25 protein-coding genes and 1 tRNA gene are annotated in these 26467 nt (G+C 57.9%); 15 read left to right on the top strand and 11 right to left on the bottom strand.

All coding sequences use genetic code 11. From position 1 onward, the window contains the following. Positions 1-6: 6 nt before the first annotated feature. Complete coding sequence (locus tag HALDL1_04340) at positions 7-828, bottom strand: transposase ISH9 (GenBank protein AHG02914.1); 822 nt, start codon at positions 826-828, stop codon at positions 7-9. 156 nt (positions 829-984) lie between these two features. On the opposite strand from HALDL1_04340, the gene HALDL1_04335 reads away from it, so the two are divergent. Beyond that, the gene (locus tag HALDL1_04335) at positions 985-1182 is read left to right on the top strand and encodes a heavy metal transporter (GenBank protein ID AHG02913.1); all 198 of its coding nucleotides are present in this window, start codon (positions 985-987) and stop codon (positions 1180-1182) included. 394 nt (positions 1183-1576) lie between these two features. Here HALDL1_04335 and HALDL1_04330 read toward each other — a convergent pair whose 3' ends face one another. The 5 genes from HALDL1_04330 to HALDL1_04310 all read right to left on the bottom strand — a co-directional run bounded on the left by HALDL1_04330 (position 1577) and on the right by HALDL1_04310 (position 6747). Next, entirely contained in the window at positions 1577-4180 is a 2604-nt protein-coding gene (locus HALDL1_04330) for a molybdenum-binding protein (protein ID AHG02912.1), read from the bottom strand. Positions 4181-4284: 104 nt separating this feature from the next. After that, the gene (locus HALDL1_04325; protein AHG02911.1) at positions 4285-4884 is read right to left on the bottom strand and encodes an Lrp/AsnC family transcription regulator; all 600 of its coding nucleotides are present in this window, start codon (positions 4882-4884) and stop codon (positions 4285-4287) included. Between the two features lie 353 nt (positions 4885-5237). After that, positions 5238-5471, bottom strand: coding sequence for a signal transduction protein (locus tag HALDL1_04320; protein AHG02910.1), 234 nt, complete (start codon positions 5469-5471; stop codon positions 5238-5240). Positions 5472-5774: 303 nt separating this feature from the next. After that, positions 5775-6380, bottom strand: coding sequence for a hypothetical protein (locus tag HALDL1_04315; protein ID AHG02909.1), 606 nt, complete (start codon positions 6378-6380; stop codon positions 5775-5777). Positions 6381-6606: 226 nt separating this feature from the next. Beyond that, complete coding sequence (locus HALDL1_04310) at positions 6607-6747, bottom strand: hypothetical protein (protein AHG05154.1); 141 nt, start codon at positions 6745-6747, stop codon at positions 6607-6609. Between the two features lie 171 nt (positions 6748-6918). Here HALDL1_04310 and HALDL1_04305 point away from each other — a divergent pair, with 171 nt between their 5' ends. After that, complete coding sequence (locus HALDL1_04305) at positions 6919-8409, top strand: amidase (GenBank protein ID AHG02908.1); 1491 nt, start codon at positions 6919-6921, stop codon at positions 8407-8409. Positions 8410-8803: 394 nt separating this feature from the next. Next, positions 8804-9979 (top strand): filamentation induced by cAMP protein fic, encoded by a 1176-nt coding sequence (locus HALDL1_04300; protein AHG02907.1) that lies wholly within the window; start codon positions 8804-8806, stop codon positions 9977-9979. A 27-nt stretch (positions 9980-10006) separates the two neighbouring features. Here the strand turns inward: HALDL1_04300 and HALDL1_04295 are convergent, their stop codons facing one another. Both HALDL1_04295 and HALDL1_04290 read right to left on the bottom strand, forming a co-directional pair. Next, positions 10007-10282 (bottom strand): hypothetical protein, encoded by a 276-nt coding sequence (locus HALDL1_04295; GenBank protein AHG05153.1) that lies wholly within the window; start codon positions 10280-10282, stop codon positions 10007-10009. Beyond that, positions 10272-10499 (bottom strand): hypothetical protein, encoded by a 228-nt coding sequence (locus tag HALDL1_04290; protein AHG02906.1) that lies wholly within the window; start codon positions 10497-10499, stop codon positions 10272-10274. The genes HALDL1_04295 and HALDL1_04290 overlap by 11 nt, the downstream gene beginning before the upstream one ends. 37 nt (positions 10500-10536) lie before the next feature. On the opposite strand from HALDL1_04290, the gene HALDL1_04285 reads away from it, so the two are divergent. Next, on the top strand, positions 10537-11490 hold the full coding sequence (locus tag HALDL1_04285; GenBank protein AHG05152.1) for a hypothetical protein: 954 nt from the start codon (positions 10537-10539) through the stop codon (positions 11488-11490). Between the two features lie 791 nt (positions 11491-12281). On the opposite strand, the gene HALDL1_04280 is transcribed toward HALDL1_04285, so the two are convergent. Then, positions 12282-12803, bottom strand: a complete 522-nt coding sequence (locus HALDL1_04280) for a MarR family transcriptional regulator (GenBank protein AHG02905.1) — start codon at positions 12801-12803, stop codon at positions 12282-12284. Positions 12804-13386: 583 nt separating this feature from the next. On the opposite strand from HALDL1_04280, the gene HALDL1_04275 reads away from it, so the two are divergent. From HALDL1_04275 to HALDL1_04245, 7 genes are all read left to right on the top strand, one after another. Beyond that, positions 13387-14253: a hypothetical protein gene (locus HALDL1_04275; protein ID AHG05151.1), complete on the top strand. Its 867-nt coding sequence runs from the start codon at positions 13387-13389 to the stop codon at positions 14251-14253. Further along, on the top strand, positions 14250-15173 hold the full coding sequence (locus tag HALDL1_04270; GenBank protein ID AHG05150.1) for a hypothetical protein: 924 nt from the start codon (positions 14250-14252) through the stop codon (positions 15171-15173). The genes HALDL1_04275 and HALDL1_04270 overlap by 4 nt, the downstream gene beginning before the upstream one ends. Next, positions 15173-18250 (top strand): hypothetical protein, encoded by a 3078-nt coding sequence (locus HALDL1_04265; protein ID AHG05149.1) that lies wholly within the window; start codon positions 15173-15175, stop codon positions 18248-18250. The genes HALDL1_04270 and HALDL1_04265 overlap by 1 nt, the downstream gene beginning before the upstream one ends. Next, positions 18250-18615 (top strand): hypothetical protein, encoded by a 366-nt coding sequence (locus HALDL1_04260; protein AHG05148.1) that lies wholly within the window; start codon positions 18250-18252, stop codon positions 18613-18615. The genes HALDL1_04265 and HALDL1_04260 overlap by 1 nt, the downstream gene beginning before the upstream one ends. Before the next feature lie 20 nt (positions 18616-18635). Next, a complete protein-coding gene (locus tag HALDL1_04255) occupies positions 18636-19802 on the top strand; it encodes a transposase ISH3 (protein AHG02904.1) in 1167 nt (388 codons plus the stop codon). Positions 19803-20213: 411 nt separating this feature from the next. Then, positions 20214-20480, top strand: a complete 267-nt coding sequence (locus HALDL1_04250) for a hypothetical protein (GenBank protein AHG02903.1) — start codon at positions 20214-20216, stop codon at positions 20478-20480. A gap of 3 nt (positions 20481-20483) precedes the next feature. Next, a complete protein-coding gene (locus HALDL1_04245; protein AHG02902.1) occupies positions 20484-20885 on the top strand; it encodes a twitching motility protein PilT in 402 nt (133 codons plus the stop codon). Positions 20886-21252: 367 nt separating this feature from the next. Here the strand turns inward: HALDL1_04245 and HALDL1_04240 are convergent, their stop codons facing one another. After that, entirely contained in the window at positions 21253-21480 is a 228-nt protein-coding gene (locus tag HALDL1_04240) for a hypothetical protein (protein AHG05147.1), read from the bottom strand. 481 nt (positions 21481-21961) lie between these two features. Between HALDL1_04240 and HALDL1_04235 the strand changes: the two genes are divergently transcribed. The 4 genes from HALDL1_04235 to HALDL1_04220 all read left to right on the top strand — a co-directional run bounded on the left by HALDL1_04235 (position 21962) and on the right by HALDL1_04220 (position 25793). Continuing rightward, positions 21962-22075, top strand: a tRNA-Met gene (locus HALDL1_04235). A 179-nt stretch (positions 22076-22254) separates the two neighbouring features. Then, on the top strand, positions 22255-22530 hold the full coding sequence (locus HALDL1_04230) for a hypothetical protein (GenBank protein ID AHG05146.1): 276 nt from the start codon (positions 22255-22257) through the stop codon (positions 22528-22530). After that, complete coding sequence (locus HALDL1_04225; protein ID AHG02901.1) at positions 22527-24182, top strand: hypothetical protein; 1656 nt, start codon at positions 22527-22529, stop codon at positions 24180-24182. Before HALDL1_04230 ends, HALDL1_04225 begins: the two co-directional genes overlap by 4 nt. A 915-nt stretch (positions 24183-25097) precedes the next feature. Then, positions 25098-25793, top strand: a complete 696-nt coding sequence (locus HALDL1_04220) for a hypothetical protein (protein ID AHG02900.1) — start codon at positions 25098-25100, stop codon at positions 25791-25793. A 547-nt stretch (positions 25794-26340) separates the two neighbouring features. On the opposite strand, the gene HALDL1_04215 is transcribed toward HALDL1_04220, so the two are convergent. Then, positions 26341-26448 carry a hypothetical protein gene (locus HALDL1_04215; protein AHG05145.1) on the bottom strand — a complete coding sequence of 36 codons (108 nt, stop codon included), beginning with the start codon at positions 26446-26448 and terminating at the stop codon, positions 26341-26343. Positions 26449-26467: the final 19 nt, after the last annotated feature.

Raw genomic sequence — 26467 nt, 5'->3', positions numbered from 1 at the left:
TTGATTTCACGGATATCTCACGCTCCGCCGGAGGTTGTAGACGGTCGCTTTCAGCAGCATTTCACGGAACTCCAGCCACCAGCTACGCGCACGCACGGCGGCGCCGAGCGTGCGCTTGATTGACGAGAAGACGGTTTCTGACATGGAGCGCTGGTGGTACCGATCACCGTCCATGCGGGCGTTGTGAGCGTGATCGAGTGGATTCATGATCCTGTGCTTGATCAGCGGTCTGATGCCGTTTTCGCGGAGTTCGTCGCGGAAGGCTTTCGCGTCATAGCCTCGGTCGGCGGCGAGGCTTCGCAGGTCGCCGGCGTTCCGCCGGGCGACCTGCGGGCCGATCTTCGCATCGTGTTTCTTCGAAGTGGTCGAGTGGATGTCGGTGATGTACAGCGTTTCGACATCCACGAGTGCAGTGACTTTGAGCGCTCGGACGCGGTAGTTAGTGCGGTTAGCGTAGTGGCGGCTGGGCTGGTCGCGGTCGAAGCCTGTCGAATCGATAGCCGCGTGGCCAGTGCGTTCCTCGACCGACGCGTCGAGGAACGCACGCCACGTCTTGGTCGGAATCCGTGCGAACCACGTGCGGAGAACGGTATAGTGCGGGAGACGCGTGAGGCCAATCTCTTCGAGGACGCCAGGCATTTCGCTGAGCAAATCCACCGCGACGCGGTAGGATTTTCCCAGCTCGATGCGGAGTGCATGCAGCGTGAGCATCGCCCACTCGGCGAACCCGCGACCCCCTTCGGGGTCGGCGGGTTCGTCCGGGGTAGCGACAACAGATTTAGCCTTAGCGACCGTAACACGCGTGAGGAGGCGGAATTCCGATACCAAAACGTTCTGTCTCTTCGCTTTCTACAGCAATAACGCAGTCGCGGCGTCTCCGTCTAGCGAAACTACAGAGCCTAAGAATCTAACCCCAGTGACGCAAGTTACAATGGATTCGAAGCAGCAACTGATAAAGACCGTCGTGTCCTACACGTAGACTGTATGTCGGAAACAATCACTGTCGAGGGAATGACGTGTGGACACTGTGAACAGACCGTCGAAGAGGCGCTCAGCGACGTGGATGGCGTGACGAGCGCGGACGCAGACCGCGAATCCGACTCCGCGACCGTAGAGGGTACGTCGGACACCGACACCCTCGTCGCTGCTGTCGACGACGCGGGCTACGACGCGTCGAAGTAACGCGCCCTCATCCAGCGCAGGCAGCCAGGTGTGTGGTCCACTACCGCCTGACGGAGGGGACCACTATGTCAGTATCTTCCTTCGCGGCGACCCATTACTCCCCGTTCAGTGTACTCCAAGCATTAGCGAAGAATCCGACCGTCCTCGACACCAAACTGGGGAGACGTAGAATCCGTGGGCGTCAATCGATTCGCCCCCCTCATTTGCAGATGGATAGGCAATAACGGGTAGTTAGACGGTGTAGACAGTACTTCTGTAGCGCGGGAATTTCCCCCTCCTGGTCCTCCACAAACTCGCCGGTCGCGTGAACCGCCGTCCTCAGCACTCACCGTCTCAACGAGATACGTATGTACCGTTCAACGGAAAGAATTGACCCCCTCGAACGGCCAGACGTTCAGCGGAAACGGCCGAGCAGCTTGTAGTCGTGATCGGGGGTGTACCGGCGGAACAGCAGGCTATTCGACAGTACGGATACGCTTGAGAACGCCATCGCGACAGCGGCAAGCACGGGCTGGAGCAGGCCGAGCGAGGCCAGCGGGATCATCGCCGTGTTGTAGCCCAGTGCCCACACGAGGTTCTGCTTGATCTTCGCCAGCGTCGCGTCCGAAATGCGGATCGCCTTCACGACGTCAACCGGGTCGTCGCGCATCAGCGTCACGTCCGCGGCCTCGATGGCGACGTCCGTGCCCGACCCGATGGCCGTGCCGACGTACGCGACCGCGAGCGCGGGCGCGTCGTTGACGCCGTCGCCGACCATCATCGCTTTTCGACCGCCGTCCTGGATGGATTCCACGGCGTCCGACTTGTCCTCGGGGAGGACCTCCGCGCGGACGTTCTCGGGGTCGATGCCGACCTGCTCGGCGACAGCGCGAGCGGTGCGCTCGTTGTCGCCGGTGATCATCATCACGTCGACGCCGCGCTCTTTGAGCTGGCTCACGGCGTCTTTCGCACTCTCCTTGACTGTGTCGGCGTCCGCGACGACGCCCACGAGTTCACCCTCGTAGGCGACCAACATCGCCGTCTTGCCCTCGTTCTCGAGGCGCTCCATCGTCTCCTGAGCGGGCGCGGGGTCGATACCGTGGTCCCGGAGGAGCTTCCGATTGCCGACCAGGACCTCGCTGTTGCTCACGGTCGCTTTGATGCCGTGGCCGGGGACGTTCTCGAAGTCATCGGGGTCGGCCACATCGATGCCGCGGTCTCTGGCTCCATCGACGATTGCCCGGGCGAGCGGGTGTTCGCTCGCACTCTCGGCGATTGCCGCGAACCGAAGCACGTCGTCCTCGCTAAGCTGCTCAGCAGCAGCGAACTGTCCGCCATCAGTAGCGGGGTTCCCACCGTCTGCGACAGGCTGGCCGTCGCCGTCGAAGACGACGATGTCGGTCAGTTCCATCTCGCCTTTCGTGAGCGTCCCGGTCTTGTCAAAGACAACCGTATCGACGTCCTTCGCCCGTTCGAGGACATCGCCGCCTTTGAACAGGACGCCGTTCTGTGCACCGAGGGTTGTCCCGACCATCGTGGCGGCGGGCGTTGCCAGGCCCAGCGCACAGGGACAGGCGATGAGCACCGACGATGCAAAGACGATTGTTGCGAACTCGAATACCGAGACGCCTCCAACGGCGACGGGACCACCCGCAACGAGGCCCCACAGCGGGAGCGCGGCGACGAAGCCTGCGAGGGCCTCGGGGAACAGGGACCAGATGACGCCCCAGAGGACGGCGTTCGCGATGACTGCGGGGACGAAGTACGCGGAGATGCGGTCCGCGAGGTTCTGGATGTCGGGCTGGCGGGACTGCGCTTCCTTCACCGTTTGCACGATCTGCTGGAGCGCCGTGTCTTCGCCAACCTTCGTCGCCTCGACGACGAGGACGCCGTTCTCGTTGATGGTGGAGCCGACCACTTCGTCGCCCTCGGATTTCTCGACGGGGACGGACTCGCCGGTCACCATCGACTCGTCGACCGCGGACTGGCCGTCGACGACGACGCCGTCCGTGGGGATTTGCTCGCCGGGCTTGACCTTCATCCGGTCGCCGACGTCGACCTCGTCGAGGGGTATCTCCGCCTCGGTTCCATCCTCGTCGATGACGGTGGCGGTGTCGGCCTCCATCTCGAGGAGTTTCCGGAGCGCTTCGCCGGCCTGGCCCTTCGAGCGGGCCTCGAGGTAGTTGCCGAGCGTGATGAACACGAGGATGAACGCTGCCGTGTCGAAGTACAGTCCGCCAGAGATCACCCCGAACAAGACTGCCACGGAGTAGACGTAGGCGGTCGTCGAGCCCAGCGCGATCAGCACGTCCATGTTGGCGCGGCCGTTCGTGACGAGTGCCTTGTAGGAGTTCTTGTAGAACGGCTTACCGAGCACCACCTGGACAGGCGTCGCCAGCGCGAACGCGACCCATCCGGACGGAACACCGAAGAGCTCGTCTCCTACGAGTCCGAGTCCCAGCAGGTGGTCGGCCATGAACACCAGCAGGGGGAGGGACAGTGCTGCGCCGAACAGCGTCAGCTGGAGTTGCCGACGGATTTCTTCTTGCCGGGCGGCCTCTCGGGCATCGCCTCCCGAGCCATCGTCGGCTTCGGCGTCCTCTCTAACGGGCGAGTAGCCAGCGTTTTCGATGGCTTCGTAGAAGTCCCCCCGGTCTGCCTCGGCCGGATTGTACGTGACCTGTGCCTCGTCGGTCGCGAAGTTGGCGTCAGCGGCGACGACGCCCGGCGTCCGTTCGAGTGCGTCCTCTATCGTCTCCGAGCAGTTCGCACACGACATGTCGGTGACCGCGATCGTGACCGAGTCGGTCACTGGTGAATACCCGGCGTCTTCTATCGCATCAAATATCTCCCCAAGTGAGACCTCCCCGGGGTCGTACGCGACCGACCCCTCGTCAGTGGCGAAGTTGATGTTCGCCTCCGAGACGCCGTCAAGTGAGGTGACGGCCTCAGAGATGGCTTGCGAACAGTTCGCACAACTCATCCCCTGAATATTGATGTGGCTTTTTCGCTGACTCATTATCTATACATACGGACTCCTTATTCAGGGTAGTTTCCCTTTCAGACATTCAGCTGTCGTGATGCCAGAGTTTCGAATACAAAGTGTGGTGTGCCGGACTCCACTCACTCAGCGTCCTGCTGAAGTCGATTGTACTTCTCTGTGAATCGAGTCTCGCACGACGGACAACAGAACTGGTACAACTCTCCGTCGATACGGGTCGATGTTCCCTCACTGTCGACCGTATTCCCGCACTGGGCACAGGTGAGGGCAAACTCCGTTCCACCCAAGTTAGGCGACCAGTCCACCCCTGCCAGGAGCTTCACCTCGAAGTCGTCGAACGCTCCTTCGTCGAGGCTATCTGTAAGCCAGCCAGCGATGTCGTTATCCTGGACTCTGGCGTAGATGACGAGGTCGGCTTCGGCCGTCGTGAACACGTGCTCGACTGCGCCGTCGTCCAAGAGTTGCTCCTTGATCGACCCAGCAGAGGAACCCGTCAAGGAGACATCGAGTGTAATCAACACCGGAATTCCGCCCCAGAGTTGTGAGCGATCGACATCGAGCGTGAACCGGTTGATGACTCCCATCTCCTGTAATCTCGCTACTCGATCCGACACGGCCGGTGCCGAGAGATTAACGGCGTCCGCGATGTCACTGTACGGCCGACGAGCGTCTGAGACCAGTAGCTGGAGGATTTCGAGGTCAGTTTCGTCGAGGTCGCGCATGGTAGACCAATGGTGCCGAATTACTAAAGCACTACGCCGATACTGCTTTTGATTCGAACGTTTCGGTGGCTCTTTAGCCAGGCGTTCGAAGGGAGACCCCGGGGGTTTACGAAACCCACTCCGACCGTTCTCTAAGCGTTGCGTCATCGAGACGAAGACGACGAGTCAAACGAGCATCATCTAGGATGCTGCGAACCAGACCGTCTTCGGTTCGGATCGTTGCCAGGGCTACCAGTTCGTCTTCCGAATCTACTGTGAGTACCCCCCTCTCATTTGCTCCGAGCTTGCAGAAATAATAGCGGGATGGCCCATTCCCGACTGCAAACGCCCCTGTAACGAGTATACAGTCTTGTCTAGCTCCTCCGTGGTGACCCAGCGTGGACGACGTCGGCGAGGCTTTCGAGTTGTGCGGCCACGTGTGCACTCTCACCCGCCAAGTGAACGACAATATCGTCAAACGTGACAATCCCGGCAACGTTCCCGTCGTCCACGACCGGCACTCGGCGAACGTTCGCCTGGTCTATGTGGTGGAGTAACCGCGGGACGCATGCCTGCGATTCGATAGTCAGGGGGACCTCGGTCATCACGTCACTAACAGTGAGGTCTGGCCCTGACCCCTTACCGAGAACGTTCGTCCTGTGTTCGTCCGTCAGGAGGTGAATCGTAATATCGCGATCCGTGACGATTCCTGGAGCTCGTCGTCATCCATGACAATGACGTCACACGTGTAGCGATGGCCGGCGACACTGCACCGTACTGAGACTCGTTCTCGCCAATCGTCTCCAACTGCTCACGGCGTCGCTGAAACTCCGGGTCGACTGGAGGCCCCACGGCACACTCATCAGGTTCGACGGTTCACAGGCATTCAGCGGAGACTACGGGACAGTAGATCACATCCGGGGCGTCTCCCCATCGAAAAGAGATGTAAATCGGGCCAGAAGGACCAGGACGATCGCCAGTCCGAGAGTGGGATATTCGACCGTGACCACCAGCCACTTCGCTGATTGAGTGGTGTTCATCAAGCTGATGAGTGCAGTGGGATAGCTATCTGGGTTTGAGTAAATCAGGATGACCCAGAGGTTTTCCAGTGCATCGAGAAGCCGTGAACAGACGGTCAGCAGCATCCCGAGCTTCGGAACCACTACCAGGCGGTCATCGAACGTCAATCGCTTCATCGCCAGGGAATGAAGCGAGAAAAAGAGGAGGAACCCAGCGACGATGAAGACGTAATCCAGGACAGAGAGAAGTACCACCGAATCCATGACCGGCTCGAAGGCCTGGAGGATGGTGTCCACTTCACTCCGAGTCGTTTCCTCCTGTAGCTCTGCGGTCGAATACCCGGTCGCCTCGATATCCCTCGTGACCGGGACGAAGCCGAAGACGATGGTTCCGACGAACACAAAGAACGAGATGATTGCAACGACACCGTGAGTTCTCGAAGAGGCGGCCTCCGCGTACGCTTCGACCGGTCGGAAGACGCTGATCTCGCCTCGCATATTTGCGACTGGTGCTGTCAGTTCTTGAGCAGCCACCAGCATAAAGAACGAGTTGGCGCTCCATTTCAGGCGATTGGCTATCCGGGTGACTCAGCGCCGTCGAAGCTAGTCTCGAAAGCTAGTATTCGAGAGGTAGAGTCGTCTCTATCCGGAATCTATGTTGAAGTAAGGCCTGCAGAGTGAGTGGATGGGGCCTGGTGAGGCGTCCCCAGAAACCCCTGCGCCGTCAGTAAGCAGTGAAAGTCGGATTCCGGCAACGGTACGTGTCCAAGAGAACTCCCCTGTCCAGGTGGCGAGTGACCGGCTGGACGTCGGACAGACCGTCCTCGATCGGCAGTACGACAAGCGAGAGAAGCTCGAGCAACACCGCCGATACCCACCAGGCCACGAAAATGAGTCGTAGATACCGCTCCTCTCAGAGAACGACCCACTGGTCGTAATCCGGACGTTTCGGCCGCATCAATGCTGAACTACCGTGTCGAGGGAGAGCAGTAACCATTCTATAACTATGCTACAGGGCCTGTTTTTGTGTGGTGCTATGGTCGAAATAGAGGAGGCGACGGTCGACCAGCTTCACCGCGCATTCGAATCTGGCGACCTCACGAGTAGAGAGCTTGTTGAACAGTACCTCGAGCGAATCGATGCCTACGATCAGGCGGGCCCCGAGCTTAATTCCATCATCGAAGTCAACGACGCTGCAGTCGACCGCGCAGACGAACTCGACGCGAAGTTCGCGGAGGACGGTAAGTTCGTCGGGCCACTCCACGGAATCCCGGTTCTCGTGAAAGACGCAGTCGAAACGGCTGACATGCCGACAACGTTCGGCTCGGCGGCGTTCTCAGAGTACGTTCCCGAGAAAGACGCAGATGTCGTCCGACGGCTTCGAGACGCTGGTGCGATTGTCCTCGCGAAGACGAACCTGCCCGACTGGGCCACCTCCTGGTTCGGCTTCTCCTCGGCGCTTGGCCGGACGAAGAACCCGTACGCGCTCGACCGCGACCCCGGCGGATCGAGTAGCGGGACGGGAGCGGCTGTCGCAGCCAACCTCGGAGCAGTAGGAATCGGAACGGACTGCGGTGGGTCGATTCGCGTTCCGGCCTCCTTCGACAACCTCGTCGGCTTCCGGGTGACACCCGGGTTGATCAGTCGGTCTGGAGTGAACCCCCTCGTCTCGCATCAGGATACCGCGGGACCGATGACCCGGACCGTTCGAGAGACTGCGAAACTACTGGACGTGCTCGTCGGCTACGATTCCGAAGACGAACTCACCGCCAAAACCGAGCTCGCAGACCTCGAAGAGTCCTACGTCGACCACCTCAAAGCGGACGCCCTGGACGGGGCGCGAATCGGAGTGCTCCGAGATGGGTTCGGGGACGACGACAATCCCGACGCAGCACCGGTCACCGAGGTTGTCGACGACGCGATCGTGACGATGCGCAACTCCGGTGCAGAGATCGTCGACCCCGTCGAGATTCCCCGCTTGAACGACTACCTCGGGGAGACGATGCTGTACGTTCTCCAGTCGAAGCATGATATCAACGAGTTCCTCCAGGAGATCGACGGGCCCGTCGGTTCGGTCGACGAGCTCTACGAGAACGGCGAGTACCACGAGTTGCTCGACCTCTTCATCGCGTTCGCCGAGGACGGCCCAGATGACCTCTCCGACCACCTGGGGTACTACCAGGCCCTCAACGCCCAGCAGGCGTTCCAACAGGAGATCCTGAACGTCTACGCTAGCCACGACCTCGACGCGATCGTGTATCCCGACGTTCAGGTCATTCCACCCCTCGAAAGCGAGATTAGAGAGGAGAAGTACGCGACGATGACGTTCCCGACGAACACGATTATCGGATCACAGTCGCTGTGCTGCGCCATGTCGGTCCCGGCGGGATTCACCGACGATGGGCTCCCGGTCGGGATGGAGATTCTGGGTAAGCCCTTCGACGAGACGACGCTCGTCGAGCTGGGATACTCCTTCGAGCAGACCGGAGACCGTCGTCAATCTCCCGAAACAACGCCGCCTCTGTGAGCGAGTTCACGAGCGAACACTCCTCACAGATTATTTGTTCAAGGGAAGCTGAGACGTGGAAGCTTCGATAATACGTCTGAGCGGCCCGAGTCGAGGGGTCGAAATTTGATTCCCTCTTCGTGGTTTCGATTGAGTATTCGAGAGATGGCGGCGACCCTCGTTAGTACGATCCTCCCCCAATTGATGCAATCACCTCCTTGATGCATGGTGAAGATGCTGCCGATGGATTCGGGCAGCCATACAACAGGACGCAGCGATTCTATTTCACCAGCCAATACAACCACAGAGTATACATTCTGTAGTTCTCTATGCATCCGAAGCCAGATTTAGGGGCATTCCCATGCATTCATCAACCATAGATTCATGGTTCCCGGGTTCTATCGGTCACGTATAGATGCAGCAAGCCGAGTTGGATGCTGAGTCTCCCGGCGACCTCGTCTCATACGGCCGGGAGTCATACTACAAGCCAGAGCCACTCCCTCCATCCCAAGCCCTTGCGCTCGACGACGACTTCTACGAGACGCTCGCCGACGCGACGTTCTGGCTCGGTAAGCTCAGCGGCGTCAGCCTCGAACTCGACTTCCCGCCAGTCCTCTACACCTCGCTACTCCGCAAGGAAGCCATGGAATCCGCGGAGATTGAGGGTGCCGACGTCAACTACGATGCGCTGTACAGTCTCGAAACACGCACGTTCGACGCAGGCCGGGACGAACCGAGCGAGACCACTGTAACGGACGACACCAAAGACACCCGTGAGGTCCTCAACTACGAAACTGCAGTCAAAGACGGTATCGACGCTCTCGACCACGACAGGGAGTTGAACGTCGAGTTACTCCACGACCTCCACGAAACCCTGCTCACTGGTGTTCCAGACGACCGCGTCGACACAGGCACAATCGGTGCGTACAAGACGAAACCGAACTACCTGGGTGACTTCCTCCCGCCGGCGCCAGGCGCCGTTGAGGACCTAATGGATGGCCTGTTCACCTACTATCGGACTGGCGGCAGCTACCACCCTCTCGTGGACATCGCGCTCTTCCACTACCAGTTCGAAACCATCCACCCGTATGGTGACGGAAACGGTCGCCTCGGACGCCTCCTCATCACACTCCAGTTGTACGATGCCGACCTCCTCGAACGTCCTAACCTCTACCTCAGTGAGTACTTCAACCGCAATAAGAACACGTACGTCGAGCGGATGGAGGGCATCCGGTTCCACGGTGAGTGGGAAGCCTGGCTCTCCTTTTTCATCGAGGGAATCGCACGCCAAGCCCGTGAATCCGTGGAGAGAACGCTCGCGCTCGCCGACCTTCGCCGTGAATACGAGGAGGAGTACGGCGGGAAATCGTACACCAAGAACAAGCTCGCAGTGAACCTCTTCGAGCAGCCCTACGTCACGAGCAAGACCGTCCAACGGCTATTCGGTGTCGAGCAACCGACTGCATCGCGGGCAATCAACCAGCTCGTCGACGAAGGTATCCTCGAGGAAGTCCCCCGACACGGCCGAAACAAGGAATATCGTGCCCGCGAGATCTTCGAGATTCTCGAACAGCCGCCACAGACGTACTGACCGGACCGAGAAAAAGAAAAACGGTTGCTATTCCTGCATCAACCTCCGCAGGTTTTGCTGAGTATTTCTGTTCTCATTGACCTCGAAGTCGGTGCCTTCTGCGATACTTCTCATTGAGTGCATCAACCCCCGATATACCGGTGAAAGTTCTGCTATTGCGAGGTCGCCGTCGCTTGATTGTTTCTCAAATACGAGGCCACTGTCGTCCTCAAACTGCATTATCAGGTAGTGGCCACCGTGACCGCCACTGATTTCTTTGAACGACTTTAGGTTCTCCGTGAACTCTTCTGCGTCACTTCCCATAGCAGAGGAGTGAATCCTCAACCGACTTATAACGTGACGGTGGGCCAACTAGTATGGCGAATATGATAGAGGTACTAGCCATGCCCCGGTGTGTCGGGCAATCGGGATGAGTACGACACCGCATGAATCCAGACAGGGAATCACAACCTGTTGAATCAAGCGCGTTATCCGGCTCAAGAGGTGTGGAGAAGTCAAATGTCCCCTTGCAAAGGTTCACCCGAAAAGGTTTGAAATTCGAGTATTCACTCAGCTATATGGAAATTGAAGCGGATAGTCCAACCCAGGCCGGAGAGGCCGAGGTAGACTTCTCAATTGTCCAGTTGGTAGAGACCTCTGAAGAGTTCAGACAATGGTTCGTTACACAGGCAGCCCCCCATCTCGAGATTGACGATTACATTGGAGGAATCATTCACTCGAACTACGCTGGAGAAGGTGAGTCCGACATCGAATTCGGGTTTCGAACGGCAACAGGCGAGCGCCACTTAGTGCTGATAGAGAACAAAATCGACGCCTCACTCCAACCCAACCAGGTCGAGCGCTACTTCAACCGCGGTCAGTTCCGCGTCGATGGAGGTGACTGGGATTCGTTTACCGTCTGCCTGCTGGCGCCAGAGCGCTACATCTCGCCAGACAATCGAGCCGACTTCGATTCGGTCATCCGCTACGAGGCAGTCCTCGAAATCCTCGACGACCTCACGCACGACAGTGCAGAGTTCTTCCAAGCAGTGATCGAGTCGACAGAGGAGAAATCGGTCACGACTGATGCGTCCAACGTGTTACGGACTGTCGCAGACCACTTCCGAAGCGAGACTGAGATCCCCGAATTCTACCAGTCAGTGAGTTACAAAAAGCGAGTGGGCTTTCGCTCAGACCACCCGCAGCACCCGGATGCTGTTCAATACGACGTGTATATCGCAGACGCAGGCGAAGACGGCCGAACCGAAATTAGACTGCAAATTGCGGACACAGAAGAGTTGAGCAAGGAAGAACGGGAGCGAATCAAATCCGTCGTTTCTCAGAACCTGGGTTCGCTCTCGAGGTACGATGCGAAACTCCATCGGACGAAAAGTATCGCAGTCACGGATATCTTGCACGATGAAGCCGAACAGAATTCGACACATGAATCGTACCCCGTAGCTATCGCCGAGGAACTGCTCACCCTCGCAGAGACGTTCCACCCGCTGTTCGCCGAAAGCCCCACTAGCTAATATCCATGTCTACTTCGGCCCTGCAAGAAGCCAGCACCGAGGTCAATCCAACCACGCAAATCTGTCTACTCGACTGACCTCGGAAGTGACCCTGAGAGTTGTTGAACCCAAATGCCGTCTAGTTGCTACTCACTCGCTTCACTCACGAAATACGCTATTGCAGTGTTTCTCCCATCGTCGGTGTCTGTCTTCCTCGTTTTCTGAAGGAACGCTAGTCAGGTCCTTGGTTTTCTTAACCATCAACCAGTATCCATCCCCACCGTCTTTTGCTGCTGAGAGCTGCCACGAACCCCCCACGTCTCTTGATAAGACGTCGACGCCCCAGACAGTACTATTTCGAGGCCAAGGCTAGGATTCACGAGTATGCCGAGACCAACCGGGAACGTTCAAACTCTACGAGTGCACCACGAAACGCTGCAATTACCAGATGCATACTACGTGTTTGTAACGATTCGAACAGGCCAATAAGCTGGGAGTGGCTAGCGCACAACCGCCACAATGCGCCTCTGCTGCCCGAATTCCCATAGTACGGCGGCAAGCACCGTGGGGCTTAGCAAGCAATAGTGAGAATAATGGGGGACACTCTCGCCCACTACCGCCGTGGAGCGGACAGCACAGCTCTTTGAGCAAATGACGCCGCTTGCTTAACGAAACTGGAGAGGAGTTTTCGCACATCTCCCCTCTCCGCTTCGCTCTCAACTTCAGAGCGACGCTATCCTCCCAGATCTTCCGGATTCAGTAGAGCAGACGGGGATAACAATAGCATCTAACACAGTCTCGAGGATGTGTAGTCACTCCTGATGTAGCCGATGCTCTGATTCGATACTACTTAGGAAAATTCGCCCGCTGTCGGTCGGTTTTACGGTCTTCGTTCGGCCCTGTTTAGCGGTCTTGATAAGCCCCTCTGATTCTAGGCTATCGACGTGGCGAGCAATGGTGCTTTTCGATTTCTCGAGGGCGGTAGCAATGTCGCTGATAGACAACGGAGTGTCTAGGTCACTTAGATCAGTAAGTAACGCTGCTTCGGCATCGGAGACATTCCCTCGAAGGTTCAAACGTGGAATCCGGCGCACGCTACTGTCAATATCACCGACTTGAAGAACGGTATTAATGTAGCTCTCGTTCGAGAACGTAGCAACCGTCAACGGAAGAAGGATCTCGCGCGCACCACCACCGAGGACGACTATGGTTTCACCTTCCGCTGCTTGCATGAGGTCTGCGCAGAGAAGTGTTGTTTCGACAAAATCGGTATACGGGAGATGCTCTGACTTCAACTTGAGGTCCGGGACAACCTGCGTCAGAACTTCTTCCACTTCCTCGAACGCGTCCTCGCTCTGGTCAGAACTATTCGCGGGTTGGAGGAGGACAACGCAATCCGATTCATCTAATCCTTCACTCAATACTGGTCGAACAACACGCCGACTGTCGAACCCTAGTGGTGCGAGGTACGTCCTCATGCAACTGATATCAACCCAAAGCCCCGTCACTGTTCCGGGATAGTGCAACAGTCGTCGCGGTATTGGGATGGAAACCGCTGTTCAGAGGCGTCTGACTCAGCACTTCCCGGATAGACCCTCCGAACGTCCCAGATTAATGCAAACGACGGTGAACTGTTGCATCGGCGATAATTATATGATGTCTGGCTAGAGACTTGTGGCCGTTCGCACACTTCGCGCCGGTGGTGGCCACTAACCGGCACGAAGAGCGACACCTCCAGAATCATAATCTATCCAACACTTTTATGTTGTCGGGGTGTGATATACTCATAGAATCAAACCACGTGAACAGGCCATAGTAGACCGTTATCCCGCATCTATGGCGGTGAGAAACGGACACGGAAGATCGGAGTCAACCATCCGATATGAACGCTATGAACAACCTAAGCACCCCAGTAGAATGACAGACTCACCCGACTCGAAGACGCGGGCACTCACGAATTTCATGGGAACACGGGACTCGTTTCTCGTCATCCGAGACCCGCAACTAGCGAAGACCGGTTCGCAGGCCCGCGCACAACTTAGATCACTGCCATTCCTCGCGCAGTTCGAACTCCGGCACGTGGCCCACCCTGGCATCTACGATAACGGGCTGCGGCTAGTCGAATACGACCTTGTGGCAAACGAAACGCTACGAGAGAACGGTATCGAGAATGTCGAATTCCCACTGGTTCACTACGTCAGCCAAGAAATGCTGACTGGTGAACTACAGGACGAGGACAGCACCTACGATGAGCAAGATGTCGTTCGGCGGCTACTGCGAGCGCGGCCGACCAACGCGACGTACGTACTTGTTACCGATACGAGTACCCCAAAGATGCCGCGCCTCACCAAAAAGCCCGGTAAGTCGTTCATCGACGAGTTCGAATGCTCGGTCGCGGATTACAAGGGGTTACTGAAACGGCATCTCCAATACAACCTCGACTCCGCACTCCCCCTGTCGACGACACAGAACCTGTACTTCCATCAGGTCTCAGCGCATCACAAGCGCGCCGATATAGAGGCTGGTTCCATCCCAGACCTATTCGATTACACCCGCATCCCCGCGGACAGTCCCGCATGGGACCCCCTCTACTATCTCATCCGCGAGGACGTCGATCAAGTTCTCGAGGATTACTCTGAACGCATCCGCGAAGCACTTCGGTCTTGGACCGAGCACGGGCCGACTCAGAAGGTCGCCAACAGCATGCTCGACATGCTCGAGCTAGTGGATTTCGAAGAGGACCGGCTCGACAACTACCGCTACCGCCACCAAAAGGACGCATGAGCACAACATACACACCGGCAACTCACAAGCCGGACAAGCTACTTACCGGGTTCATCTCGGTTCGAGCACCGGAACTCAAACACATCTACGCTTCGCTTCAGGGGACAACGAGCGCGTCAGAGGTCACAAGTAAGTTCGGTCGTCCGTCCGGCAGCGGTCTAAAAACTAACCACGTCGAGGACTCGCTGCGCTTCCTGAATGCAGTCGATTTCGTGGAGAGTCCAACGGGAGATGTCCTGGACACGGTTGATCGAATCAACGAACGTCACTTCGAGGGATTACCCTTCGAGGCGCGCTTACTGTATCACTGCAACCAACAAGAGGGTCGTCAAAGTCATTTCGCGGACATCCACCGGGCACTCTTGAGCGAGGGCAGTAGGACAGTAGATGCTGACCGAGACAACCTTCGGACGATTCTGAAGCGGGAGACTGACTACGACTTCTCCTGGACCGACGAGAAAATCGATATGTGGGTGACGTTGACCGAGCAGTTGGGTCTCGTCACCGAAACCGGGGACGGCCTTGTCTTGAGCCCCTGTCGCGCATTAATGTACGATGCGCTTGCGCTCGCGCCAACCAGTTCGAGTGATGATCCCGACTACGACGACCTCACCGTAGACGACGGTGAGGCTCAGCAGATGCTCAACTGGATTAACGACAACCTGTTCACGGTGTTCGAGGCCAGAACGGGAACCCCTAAGATCCATCCCGCTATCGCCGACGTGCTTCGGAACCTGGCCGAAGATGGCATCGTCGACCTCTCAGCACCGGGGGATTCACAAAACGAAGTGAAGCTTCCACCCGAAAACCTCAATGACGACAGCCGCGGCAATCGCCAGGACGTGACGTACGTGTCAGTTCACTCCAAACCGAGCGAGACAGCTTACCAGTACCCCCTGGACCAGTTCCTAGCCCACTAATGAGCCAACAGACTCCGAAATCCACGGCAGGCAACGAGATGCCCAGTTACTGGGACGACCAACAAGTCGACCACTTCATCACGTCAGAGGCGCACACGAAGAAGAAGACGCCAGAACAGTTCAGGGAGACACACGTCGATATCGACCGGATTTACGCGGACAACCTGACGCCGCTCGGCGTATCTGGTGAGTTCGTTACCCAAGAAGACGTACTCAATGCCATTACGGCGTCAAGCCTCGACGACCCGAATCGCATCTTTATCCTGCGTGGCGAACCGGGATCTGGCAAGTCGCAACTCTGTGAGTGGACCAAGTACCAGATTAACGGCTACGGAGACGACGACGGGGGAATTGAGAACCGCGTGGCACTCCACGTGTCACGCAGCCAGACCCGCATGGACCAGATCCTCGACATCCTGAATGAGCCCCTGGATGTTGACACCGACGTCCGCAACATCGACGACCTCAACCCCGACGACGCAGCGGCTGCCATTGTTGAATACCTTCGCGGCATCTGGTCAACTGAACACCTCAGGGACGAAGAAATTCGGGAATTGACGAAGGCCCGAGGAGACAAGAGTGACCTTCGCGAAATCTTCGCGAAGAACATCCGGGAGTACCAGGAGGCTCTGGAATCTCGCGACGAAAACCCGGATTTCAACCTCTTGACCCGGACGGACTACCGGGACCTTCGGTTACAGTTGAGCTTCGGGAATAAGCTCACCGAGAACAAGGACGTGTTCTACTCGGTCCTCAAGAACGAAGCTCACGAGTATCTCTCTCGAAACCTCGTCGGCGACTTCAAAGAACTGCTCCAAGACTATTCGCAGCGATATCAGGAGAAAGGCGTTCGACCAACGCTCATCTGCGAGGACCTCACGACCTTCAGCGTCCTGAAGGAGCAACTCCTAGACCTCATCTTCGAGCTCGGAAGTAGCAGCTTCGACATCGTTCTCGGGTGGACTATCGGATGGGAACAGGACAACATCAACGACGCGCTCGCTCGTGAGGACGCTGCGACGTACATGAAGGGGCGCTCGGAGGGGTATCTCACAATGACCGATGAGAACGGGGAGGCGTACTTCCTCGACGACGACGCGTCCGTCGCTCTCGCCCGGTCGTATCTTGGCGCGATCAAGCGGAACACTGACGCTGAAGGTGCCCCCGAGGAAGTCGAGGGAGCGTTCGACGAACTCTACCCGTTCAACGAGCGCTTCATTCACGTCGCATACAGGCAACTGAACGACGAGGGGAGTAACCGGAAGACGCCGCGGTTGTTACTCCTGCGGGTTGTCAAACACTGTTTAAAGTCGAGCTGGCCGCCCTACGAGGCGATGAAGTCGAACTCGTTCGTCGACACTCCGACGTTCGAGATTGGCATGGAGTACGATCAGATTTACCAGGACGTCAGCCGGTGGTACGGCGTCCCAGTCGACGACGGAATCGGCGTAAAGGCCGGTATTCTCGAAACCTTCGGCATCGACCTCCCTGATAGCGACAACGCACCGGTCAAGGGTGACTACGTGGTCTTCGAGCGCGGAAGGGGCAGTGCCGTAATCGAGAAGATCAAGAACCCGCCGACGCCGGACCACGGAGTCGACGAACAAGAGGAAACCGACGAGGGTACCGAAGAAGATGAGAGCGAGTCAGAGGAGCCTGATGCGGACGAAACTGAGGATGACGAGGAGGACGAAGTCGTAGTCATTGACGAACCGGAACTCACGGAGGAAGAGCGGGAGCGCCAACAAAAGTTCCAAGAGTTCCAGGACTGGGTGACGAACGGAGAAGAATACCCGAGTTCAGACACGCTCCACGACGGTGCGGTCGCGACACTAGAACGCTGGCACGAACCAACCCGCCTCAGTAATCCCAATGCGTCAACGCGTTCTGCGGGAGGTATCTACTACGCTCGCGGCGACAGCATCCCCGTCTCGATTCAGGGCGACCAACAGCGCCAAGCAAGTATCGACATCGAACTTGAGTGGGGATCAAAGCATGCCGATCTCTACACCAGCATGCTCGAGTACGGGCTCTTCAACGTGTTCGACCCTCAGACGACGGATTTCGACCAGCTTCGCGCGTGGGCTGACACGAACGTCGCTCAGTTCAAACATGAGATGCGCGAGGAGATTGAGAACTGTCTCCCGTCGGAGCTCAACATCGAGAAGACGCTGGTACTGGCCCAATGCTTCCTGATCAACGCGGCTCGTGGCGTCGAGATTGACGATGGCGGAATCCCGCCTGGGCTCATTTTTGAGGATTACAACAGTAATCAGCCCTACGGCAAGCCGTTATCCGAGCACTTCGATAGAGATAGTGCGTTCGGGCAGGCGTTCAGCGACCTGACGATGTCGTCCAGCGACATTGACGACCTGATCGAGGGGCTCTTCCTCCTCAAGTCGAACGTCGTGGACTACGAGCGCCTTTCGGAAGCACGGCGCGATATTGCGGACGAACCGCAAGCGCATGTCGACGCAGCGCTGATGATCGACATCGCCGACCTCGCGGACGCATATAAGGTCGGCACGACACGCAACAAGGCGAGCACGAAGCTGTCGAGCCTGCTCGACCGGATTTCCGACTACGCTGCCGAACTCGACCGCCTCACCGTCGAGGAAGACGCATCCCACATTCAAGAAGCGCTCGAACCCGTGGAGCGCTGGTACGACAGCAGCCATACTGTCGACGGCCTGGCCGAGTGGTTCGAGACCCTGTACGAATGTGCCGGCGCGATGGACGTACCGATTAAGCCGAGTTACGAGAATGCCTACGAGACGCTCACCGAATCGCCTGAGGACGTGAAGCTATCGGCGTTCAGCGACGACGTCGAGCAGTTCCAGAACATGGAGGACACGACGGGTATGACGCTCGTTGCTCGACTCCATGACTTTGCACGAAGCCAGCACGAGCAGGGTGCCTGGGAGATTTACGAGGCGTTCGACTCGCTGATTGACGATCTTCAGGAGCAAGACCACGCGACCGGTGCGGATCTCGAACACCGGATTAAACAGCTCGGTGAATACAGCGACTACGAGCAGAAGCGCCAGAAGATTCTCTCCGTGACGGAGGACCTGTAATGACCGAAACCCAATCACTACCCACGGCCGTCGACGCGCTCGAAGACAAGGCCAGAGAGCACAAACAGGCACAGAACACCCAGTACCACGTGTCGGTTGCGCAGCACAATATCAGCGAGGTCAACAGCGAACTCGACAACCTCAAAGAAGCGCTTCGAGACCTGCAGTACTACAAGACGGTTCTCGAGCAGGCGTTCGATGGGTCGGTACCGACGATGCTTGGTAGTGCCGTTCAGACAGCCGAGAGCGCGGTCGACGTCACCCAAGATGAGTTACTGGAGAACGTCCAGAGCAGTGAAATGTCGGACGGTGAGGTCTCTCTCGATGATGGTGAGACTCAGTACTTCACAAAGCCGCTTAGTTAGAACGTCTGCTTGCTGAAGGTGTGTCTAAAACCAAACAAGCAGACGGTGAGATCCACGAGGACCAGCTTCTTAACTTTCTCGTCAACCGCCTTGACGAGGAAGTTTCGCTCTCGTTAGCCAATAACGCTGAAATCACTGCTGAAGACATCTATGAGGTCCTCGTCGGCGCTTGCGCCGACGGGACCTCTGTCTCTACGCTCTGTGCGTCGAGCCAGAACTCACCCGCTGGGAACACGGTCCTCTACCATCTTCGGACGAAGTTCGAGCCGGAACGGCTCGAACGAGTCGCTAACACGCTCCTGCGAAAGGATCTCGATGAATTGCTCCCCGAACAGGTGGAGGTCTGCGCAGACCTCCACCTGCGGCCCTACTACGGTGACGAAGACGACACAGACGGCCTCTATCACTCGGTAGCGAAGCGTGGAACCACTGCGTTCCACGCCTATGCCACACTCTACGCGCGTGTGAAGAACAAACGCTACACGCTGGCGGTACGCCGTCTCAAAGACGGCGATACCGCAAGTAGTGTCCTCGCTGAGTTCTTCGGTGTCCTCGACGGCCTTGACGCCGGGGTCAAGGCCGTCTACCTTGATCGCGGATTCTACGACAGTAAGTGTCTCACGCTGCTTCAGGCGCACAATTACGCGTACGTGATCCCGATCATCCGGTGGGGTGAGGCGATTCAGCAAGAGCTCTCGGAAGGATGGAGTCGCGTCATTCAGCATGATCTGACGGGGAAACTCGACGGTCACAGCTGGACCGTCGATTTTCCCGTCTACATCGACTGTACGTACCTAAATGGGAAGTATGACGAGAACGGTGTGGCGCGTCACGGCTACGCCGCTGACGCGCCGTTCATCGACTCACCACGGGACGCTCGATACCACTACTCGAAACGCTTCGGTATCGAGTCAAGCTATCGCTTGTTTGAGCAAGCGATAGCGACAACGACAACACGAGATCCAACGGTACGGCTGCTGTACGTGGTGGTGAGTCTCCTCTTACAGAACGTCTGGCGGTACCTTCACTACGAGTATGTGGCGACGCCCCGCCGAGGCGGGCGTCGCCTCTGGTGGTGGCCGTACAAGGAGTTCGTCAATATGATTCGACGAGCTGCGTGGACGGCCCTCGCGGTGCGTCGGGCCGTCCCCGCGAATCGGCCACCTGACGACCGATTCCACCGCTAACCACCGACCGAGCAAGCCAGCGGAGTGAGTGGCGACGCTGTCGCGTCGGCGGCTGACCGCCGCCGACAGCGACAGCTCTCCGTCGATCCGTCCGTAATTCTCTCGTCGAGACCGTCAGTACAACCGCTTCGACACAGAACTCAGGCCGCAGAAACAGCTAGCCGAGGATGCTTTGTGAGGTACTGAGACTCCCTTGGGGAGTACTTAGAGTGATCCCCTGACTAGCCCAACGGGGGATTCTTGACTGTTCTGGGTGTGGCAGACTATCGAGAAATCTGGAGCGCCTAGTGATAGTGAAATCCTCCGTGAGGTCCTGTATCTCCCTTCGAACGGCCAGAATACGCCGGTGTGGGAATATTCGGTGCTCTACGGGAATTCTTTATATTCTTCCCGTACTAATCTGGGGGTAGAATGTCGAAATCCACTGACGAACGCGGCCGGATTTACCTCCCCAAGGATGTCCGCGAACGCTTCGGGGACAAATACAGAATTGTCGAACTCCCTAGTCACGTCGCATTATTCCCCGTCGACGATCACCCCCTCGATGGAATCCGTGCAGCCGTTGGCGACGCCTTCGAAGGACAGGACGCTGAGCAACTGAAAACTGATGCCCGCAAGCAAATCGACCAGGAGGTACGCGAAGAAACTAGCGAACGGGCAGAAGAGCGCGAGGACTAACCCGTGTACGTAGAGACGGATTTTCTCACCGCACTCCTCAAAGACGAGGACTGGCTACGTGAGTCTGCAATCCGCGCACTTGAGGACCGAGACGATATTTATACCTCCATCCTGGCATACGCAGAGGTACTGGTACTATTCTATGACCGAGAGCAATCCGAGTACGAGATCGATGCTCCACGAGCGATCGCCAACCTTCTCGAAGTAGTCCCAATCCAGCCAGCTGAACACGAGGAGGCAGTGCTCGCCGCGGCAACCTTCCTTGAGGAGTACCAGATGACACCGTTCGACGCACTCCACGCCGGCATGGCCGCAACCGGAGATGGAACCGTACTATCGAGCGAGAAAGACTACGACATCGTTGGTCTAGACCGACATCCACTCGAAACATACGCCGAGGAGTAACCTCCGAAAACCATTCTCAATGCGATTCCATCCTCCGGACTAAACGCACTCGTATTCGTCTCCAACACCTCTAACCAACCCAAACCACACCCACGAGCACGGCCACCCTCTCCCTTCTACCAGCGACCTTTCTAGATACTTTCCATCTCTGAGAACTCCGAGTAACCTCTCCAGACTCCTGCTTGTTTCCCTAATTGATTCCGCCCGAGTTTTATCGCGCCCAGGATGGCCTGGCGGCGCGCTCACCACACCACGAGTGAGCCACGCCAGAACTAGAATAATGACCAACAACCGAATCTCGCACTCGAAATACACCTACCAAGGACTAGTCGAAGCAGCACGAGAACTCGGAGACGAACTCGGCCGCTCACCAACCACACGAGAAGCTATTGCTGATGACCGGTTCCCTGGTATCGCGACAATCTATCGGATTGCGGATAACGGCTGGCTGGGCCTTCTCGAGGATGCTGGTCTCAAACCAACCCAAGTACGAGAATACGACGATGAAGAAGCCCCAAAGATTCGTGCTGACCTCAACCAGGTTCTCGAATGCGTCGAAACACCATATCTCACGCACCGCCAATACGACGACCACGGAACATACCCCACAAGCGTCGTCAAAGAATACTTCGGCTCCTGGCGAAACGCCTGCAACGAAGCCGGCATCACCCCCGGCGAAAAACACGGCACCCGCTGTGAAGGCCCTAATGGCGCAATCCTCGAAAGCAAGCCCGAATTCGACGTTGCAACCCTCCTAACTAACGTCGGACTTGAGTACCAGGCACACCCCGAAATCGAGAATACCCCCTGGATTGCAGACTTCCATCTCCCCGAATCTGATGTCTGGATCGAAGTCGATGGATACGAGCGTAACTCACGACCGAACAAAGCCGGATTCACGGAGAAAATCAAGCACTTAGAACGCCACACTCACACAGTGCTCGTAGTCAAAAACGCAGACGAGCTTCGAGTCGCCCTCGAAAAACATGGAATCCTGGATTGAGATAACTTAGTCCTCAATCCACCTGTAGTAACCCGACACCCCTAAGGCCAACCAACGGAAACCTCCACGCACAGGGCCCTTAGCTTAGTCTGGTTTAAAGCCCCCGGCTCATATCAGTTGTCTGTCACTTTGTGTGGCGGGACTGTGAGACACCGGGTGAGCGGTGGTTCAAATCCGCCAGGGCCCATACACCCACTCGGCGGTTCTTACTTCAACCCAAGATACGGATAGAGGCAACTCTACCCCACGAAAACGCCGTTTCCGGGTATTCGGGAACAGGGCCGTTGAGCGGTACTTCAACCACTCCCTGGTCGGGGGTCGGCGCAATCATGCGAATCCCATACTCGAAATCTGGGGGTGGTCCGCGTGACTCTCCGGACCCTTCAGTTCTCCAGAAGCCGCGAAGTGCTGATTCTCACCGAGTGTCCGGCCTGCGGATACGACTTCAGCCCGAACGAGAGCCGAGACCTCCACATTGCCGACCACGACCCGGAGGACTTTGGACTGACCCCGCTCGGTGAGACCTCCGACCACCAAAGGCCCCTCTTCGAAGATGTAGACGACCTTAGCGATCTAACTCCCGACAAGGGGCCGGAGTACAACCGCGTCGACGCCCAGGAGGCCCAGGAGGCCCGCAGATGAAGGCCGTTGAACCCGCGTGGCACGAGTTCAAGGCCAACCTCATCTACGCGAAGCGCGGCCTCTCTCCCCACTTCGCCCTGCACGCTCGCGTGAACGAGCTCGACGGAAAGAGCGCGTGGTGTGAGTTCCAGGCCGATGGCGAACGTTGGCAGGCCCGACTCACCTACCAGCCGTCAAATATCGTTCCCCCGGAGGACGTGACTCCCACCGGCACGCGGTGGGAGTTAGCCGGCGAGATGCGGGAGTTCCGTCTTGACGTCCGACGCCACCCGAAGGAAGACCCGCTTGGCGACCCCTCCGAGTACGACCCCGACGATCGGGGCGGTCTCCAACGGTTCAACGTTCACTTCGCGCCGCGATGGGCCGGGATGCACGTCCGGTCGAGCAGCGGCACCGTTTCTGAGTACAACGTCCCGGACGGCATCGAGGAGGCCATCAATGCGGCTATCATCGGGTCGAACATCGAAGCCACTCGCTACCCTGAGTTGCTACGCCTCGGCGTCAACGCCGTGGGCGTGCCGGGTTGGAACTTCGACCGCCTCCACGAGTACAGCAATATCCAAGACGCCGAGCGGTACGTGCGCGTCCACAAGGACGCCAGCGGTCCGATTCACGCGAGAGACGGTCCACTCGCACAAATGTACCACCTGCTCACTAGCGACCGGAGCGGCTACCGAAAGCTCGTAGAGAACGACACGGACGAAGATGGGCGGAACCGCCCCGGCTACTACTCGACGGTCACGCTTGGCCCGGAGCGAATCCGTGAGGCGTTCCCCGCCCACGAACTGCCGAAGGAGGTCAAGCACTACTACTCGCGGGAAGCGGTCTCGCTCGACGAGTCGAACGCGCTCAGCCACCCGAAACTCGGCGCATCTTATCAGGTCTCTCTTCATGACGAGACGCTTCGGTGGGGCGACCTCGAGAATCTGCGCGACGAGTTGGACGCGACGGTTCGGGCCGTCCTCCTGGAGGCAGGGCTCGACCTCGCTCCCCAACGGGACGTGGGTGACTTCGTGCCGGACGCCTACTTCGCGGCCGACGTGCTCGACGGCCAACCGGAACCGACCGTTATCGATCTCGACCAACTAGAAACCACGCACGAAAGCGTGGTTGTGCGCCACCTCACAGACGGCCTGAGCCCCGTCGAGTGGGAGAGTCTTGAGATGCTGGTGACTGACGGCGGCAAGGTATCACCACGCGATATCGCGGACGCTACAGACCGTCACGTTGATTCTGTGCGTCGGGCGCTACGTCGATTAGACGACCTCGTTGAGCAGAAGTACGCCGAGGTGGGCCTCCGCTCGACCCGAGTTGCAGAGCTTGTTCACGAAGCTGTCCAGGAGGCACGCGACGCGACCCGCCGGGCCGTCGAGGCGAGCGCGAAGGCCATCGACGCGGCGGAGCGTGGCCGAGACTCGGCCGCCGCCGAGTTCTACGCCTGGGCTGAACGGCACCGCGTGGACGTATCCCGGAGAAACGACAATCTGACGCTCGATTTCAGCGACTACAGCGACAACGTGAATCGTGCAGTCAAGACCGGCTACCGTCTCTGGAAAGCGACCCGGCACGACGCTAGCCGGTTCCTCTCCGCGCAGATTCTGCTCGGTGATGGGCGGTACAGCCGCGTTCACTACTACGTAAACCCCGGCTGACGCGCCCTCCGGCGTAGTGGCAACACTGTTCGGAACCCTGTTTTCCGGCGGATTCTCCCGGCTCAGAGGGGGGTTAGTGCGCTGGCGGTTGGGGGCGCGGCCTCCCTTCGGTCGTTGCGCCCCCAACCGCACCCAAGGGGAATGCGACCGGAGCGGTCGCATTCCCCCTTAGAGGTGTGGTTAAGGCCACAAGCACAAACTACACCGCACCGACCGTGCGGAGCGCAAGCGAAGCTACGGCCCGTTGGTGGGACGAAAATCGTTGAGACCGAGTCACCGCTGCCACGTATTCTGCGTACCATATGAGGACACTACTGTCCCTGAAACCCGCTCTACATTGGGGAGAGACTAGTAGCAGTGCGAACTACGAGCAAAGGAGACGAAATCCTACGAATCGCCACGAAGCAGGTTGCATAGAACCTTCTTGGAATTGGCAGACCGCGTAACGGTGTAAAGGTGTCAAGCGAAACCTGCCCCCCCCTTTACTGTAAGCCCACGGCGGCCGTCGTGCTCCCGAAGGTCGCTGAGCACCGTGGGCCGCGCGCGACCCGGCCGGCCATGGAGTATATATAAAACACGCGCGATTCGCCGCGTGGCGACGCTCGCGAGCAAATCTGGCAGAGGGGGGCCGGTGCGGTTGTTGCCACCGCCACACACCCCCAACCGAGCCCATATATTTGTACAAGGGGTCCCGATAGGGACGACTTTCTGGGCACTCAACAACCAACAAATCTAGCTCTGAATCGCTAAGTACAGGTGAGCGATGTAACGCGGGAAACTACGAACTATCGACTACCTGGTAAGACACCCGTGCAAGATATCGGGCGCGAGTCGCGCAGACAAAGGGCAAATAAGCCCGTACTACCAGCAACTACGCCGTTTCTTACTATCCTCGTGGCCTGTCTACTAGGGGCCATGGATGAAGATTCCATGGTAGATGAGGCCCTTGTATCGAAGATTCGCAACGCCGATCTTTCATCGCGGCGATCGTTCCTCCGTCGGTCGGCAGCGGCAGGAGCAGGAGCGCTCGCGCTGGCTATCGGCAGCTCGAACACAGCACTCGCTCACGATGGGACCGACGACGATTTCGACGACGTGGAAGTGCTGAACTTCGCACTGACTCTCGAACACCTCGAATACGCCTTCTACCGTGACGCCCTCGAATGCTTCGACGCGAAGGACTTCAGGAAAGCCGACGTTCTCAGAGGATTCTCCAACCGCGTTAAGGGGAATGTCCAATCGAACCTCGAAGACGTTCGCGACCACGAGGAGACCCACGTCGACACGTTGACGTCCGTTATCGAGGATCTCGGCGGGGACCCCGTCGAAGAAGCGTGCTACGAATTCGGATACGACAACGTCAGCGAGTTCCTCGGTGTCGCCGCCGTCCTCGAAAACACCGGTGTCTCAGCCTACGACGGCGCTATCAGTCTGATCGAAACCGAGGAACTACTAACGGCCGGTGCGACTATTGCCACGGTCGAGGCACGCCACGCGTCGTATCTCAACCTGCTCAACGGTGACTCCCCGTTCCCCAGTGCCTTCGACGAGCCGTTGGCTCCGGACGAAGTTCTCGACGCCGCTGGCGGCTTCATCGTCGAGTGCGAGTAGCGCCTCTCCCCGGCACCAGAACAGAATTCACCCCTTTTTGTAAACAGACCGCAGCTCTCGTGCTGAATCTAGCCTCTGTGTCTTGCACGGCGCTCAGAACATTACCTGAAACTGGTACGAATCTCTACGGTCAATGCACCTCTACTTACCGGCTAGTTCGAGGAACCGTCCTGTCGTACAACCCCCTCTTCTCCGACACTCGCTGTCGGTAAGTACAGAGGATAGGGGGAACGTGGAAGTCATGCGCTGGACGACAGGATTTCGAACTACTGATTCTTTGCCCCAGGGTTTTGTGTGAATAGGGCCGACATTGAGCAGAGGGAGTAAGACCTGATTGACTTCAGGTCTCGTTGGGACTCCCTCACTGATAGATTAGGAGACCCAATTGACGCCTCGCTGTCTTCGCGTGAGTTATTTCTCCGAGGAGGGACGGAGGTCGTCAACACTCCGAGTGTGCCTGGGTTTCCGGAGATACACCCCGATTCGCGCCATGTCCTCATCGGTGATTCCGGCCTCGTCAGTGGATTGCTCCACGGAATCATCTTTCTCAGTCATTATTTACCTCGGTCGAGAGGACGACGTCGTCGGCGCACTGGATGACGGCTTGGTGGTAGGCGCGTTCGCGGTCGATTTCGCCGGGGGAGTAAAGATACACTATCTTCAGCTTACGGCCG

The sequence above is a fragment of the Halobacterium sp. DL1 genome, assembly GCA_000230955.3.
In the GTDB taxonomy this organism is placed as follows: domain Archaea; phylum Halobacteriota; class Halobacteria; order Halobacteriales; family Halobacteriaceae; genus Halobacterium.
This window is presented reverse-complemented; position numbering and strand designations above follow the sequence as displayed.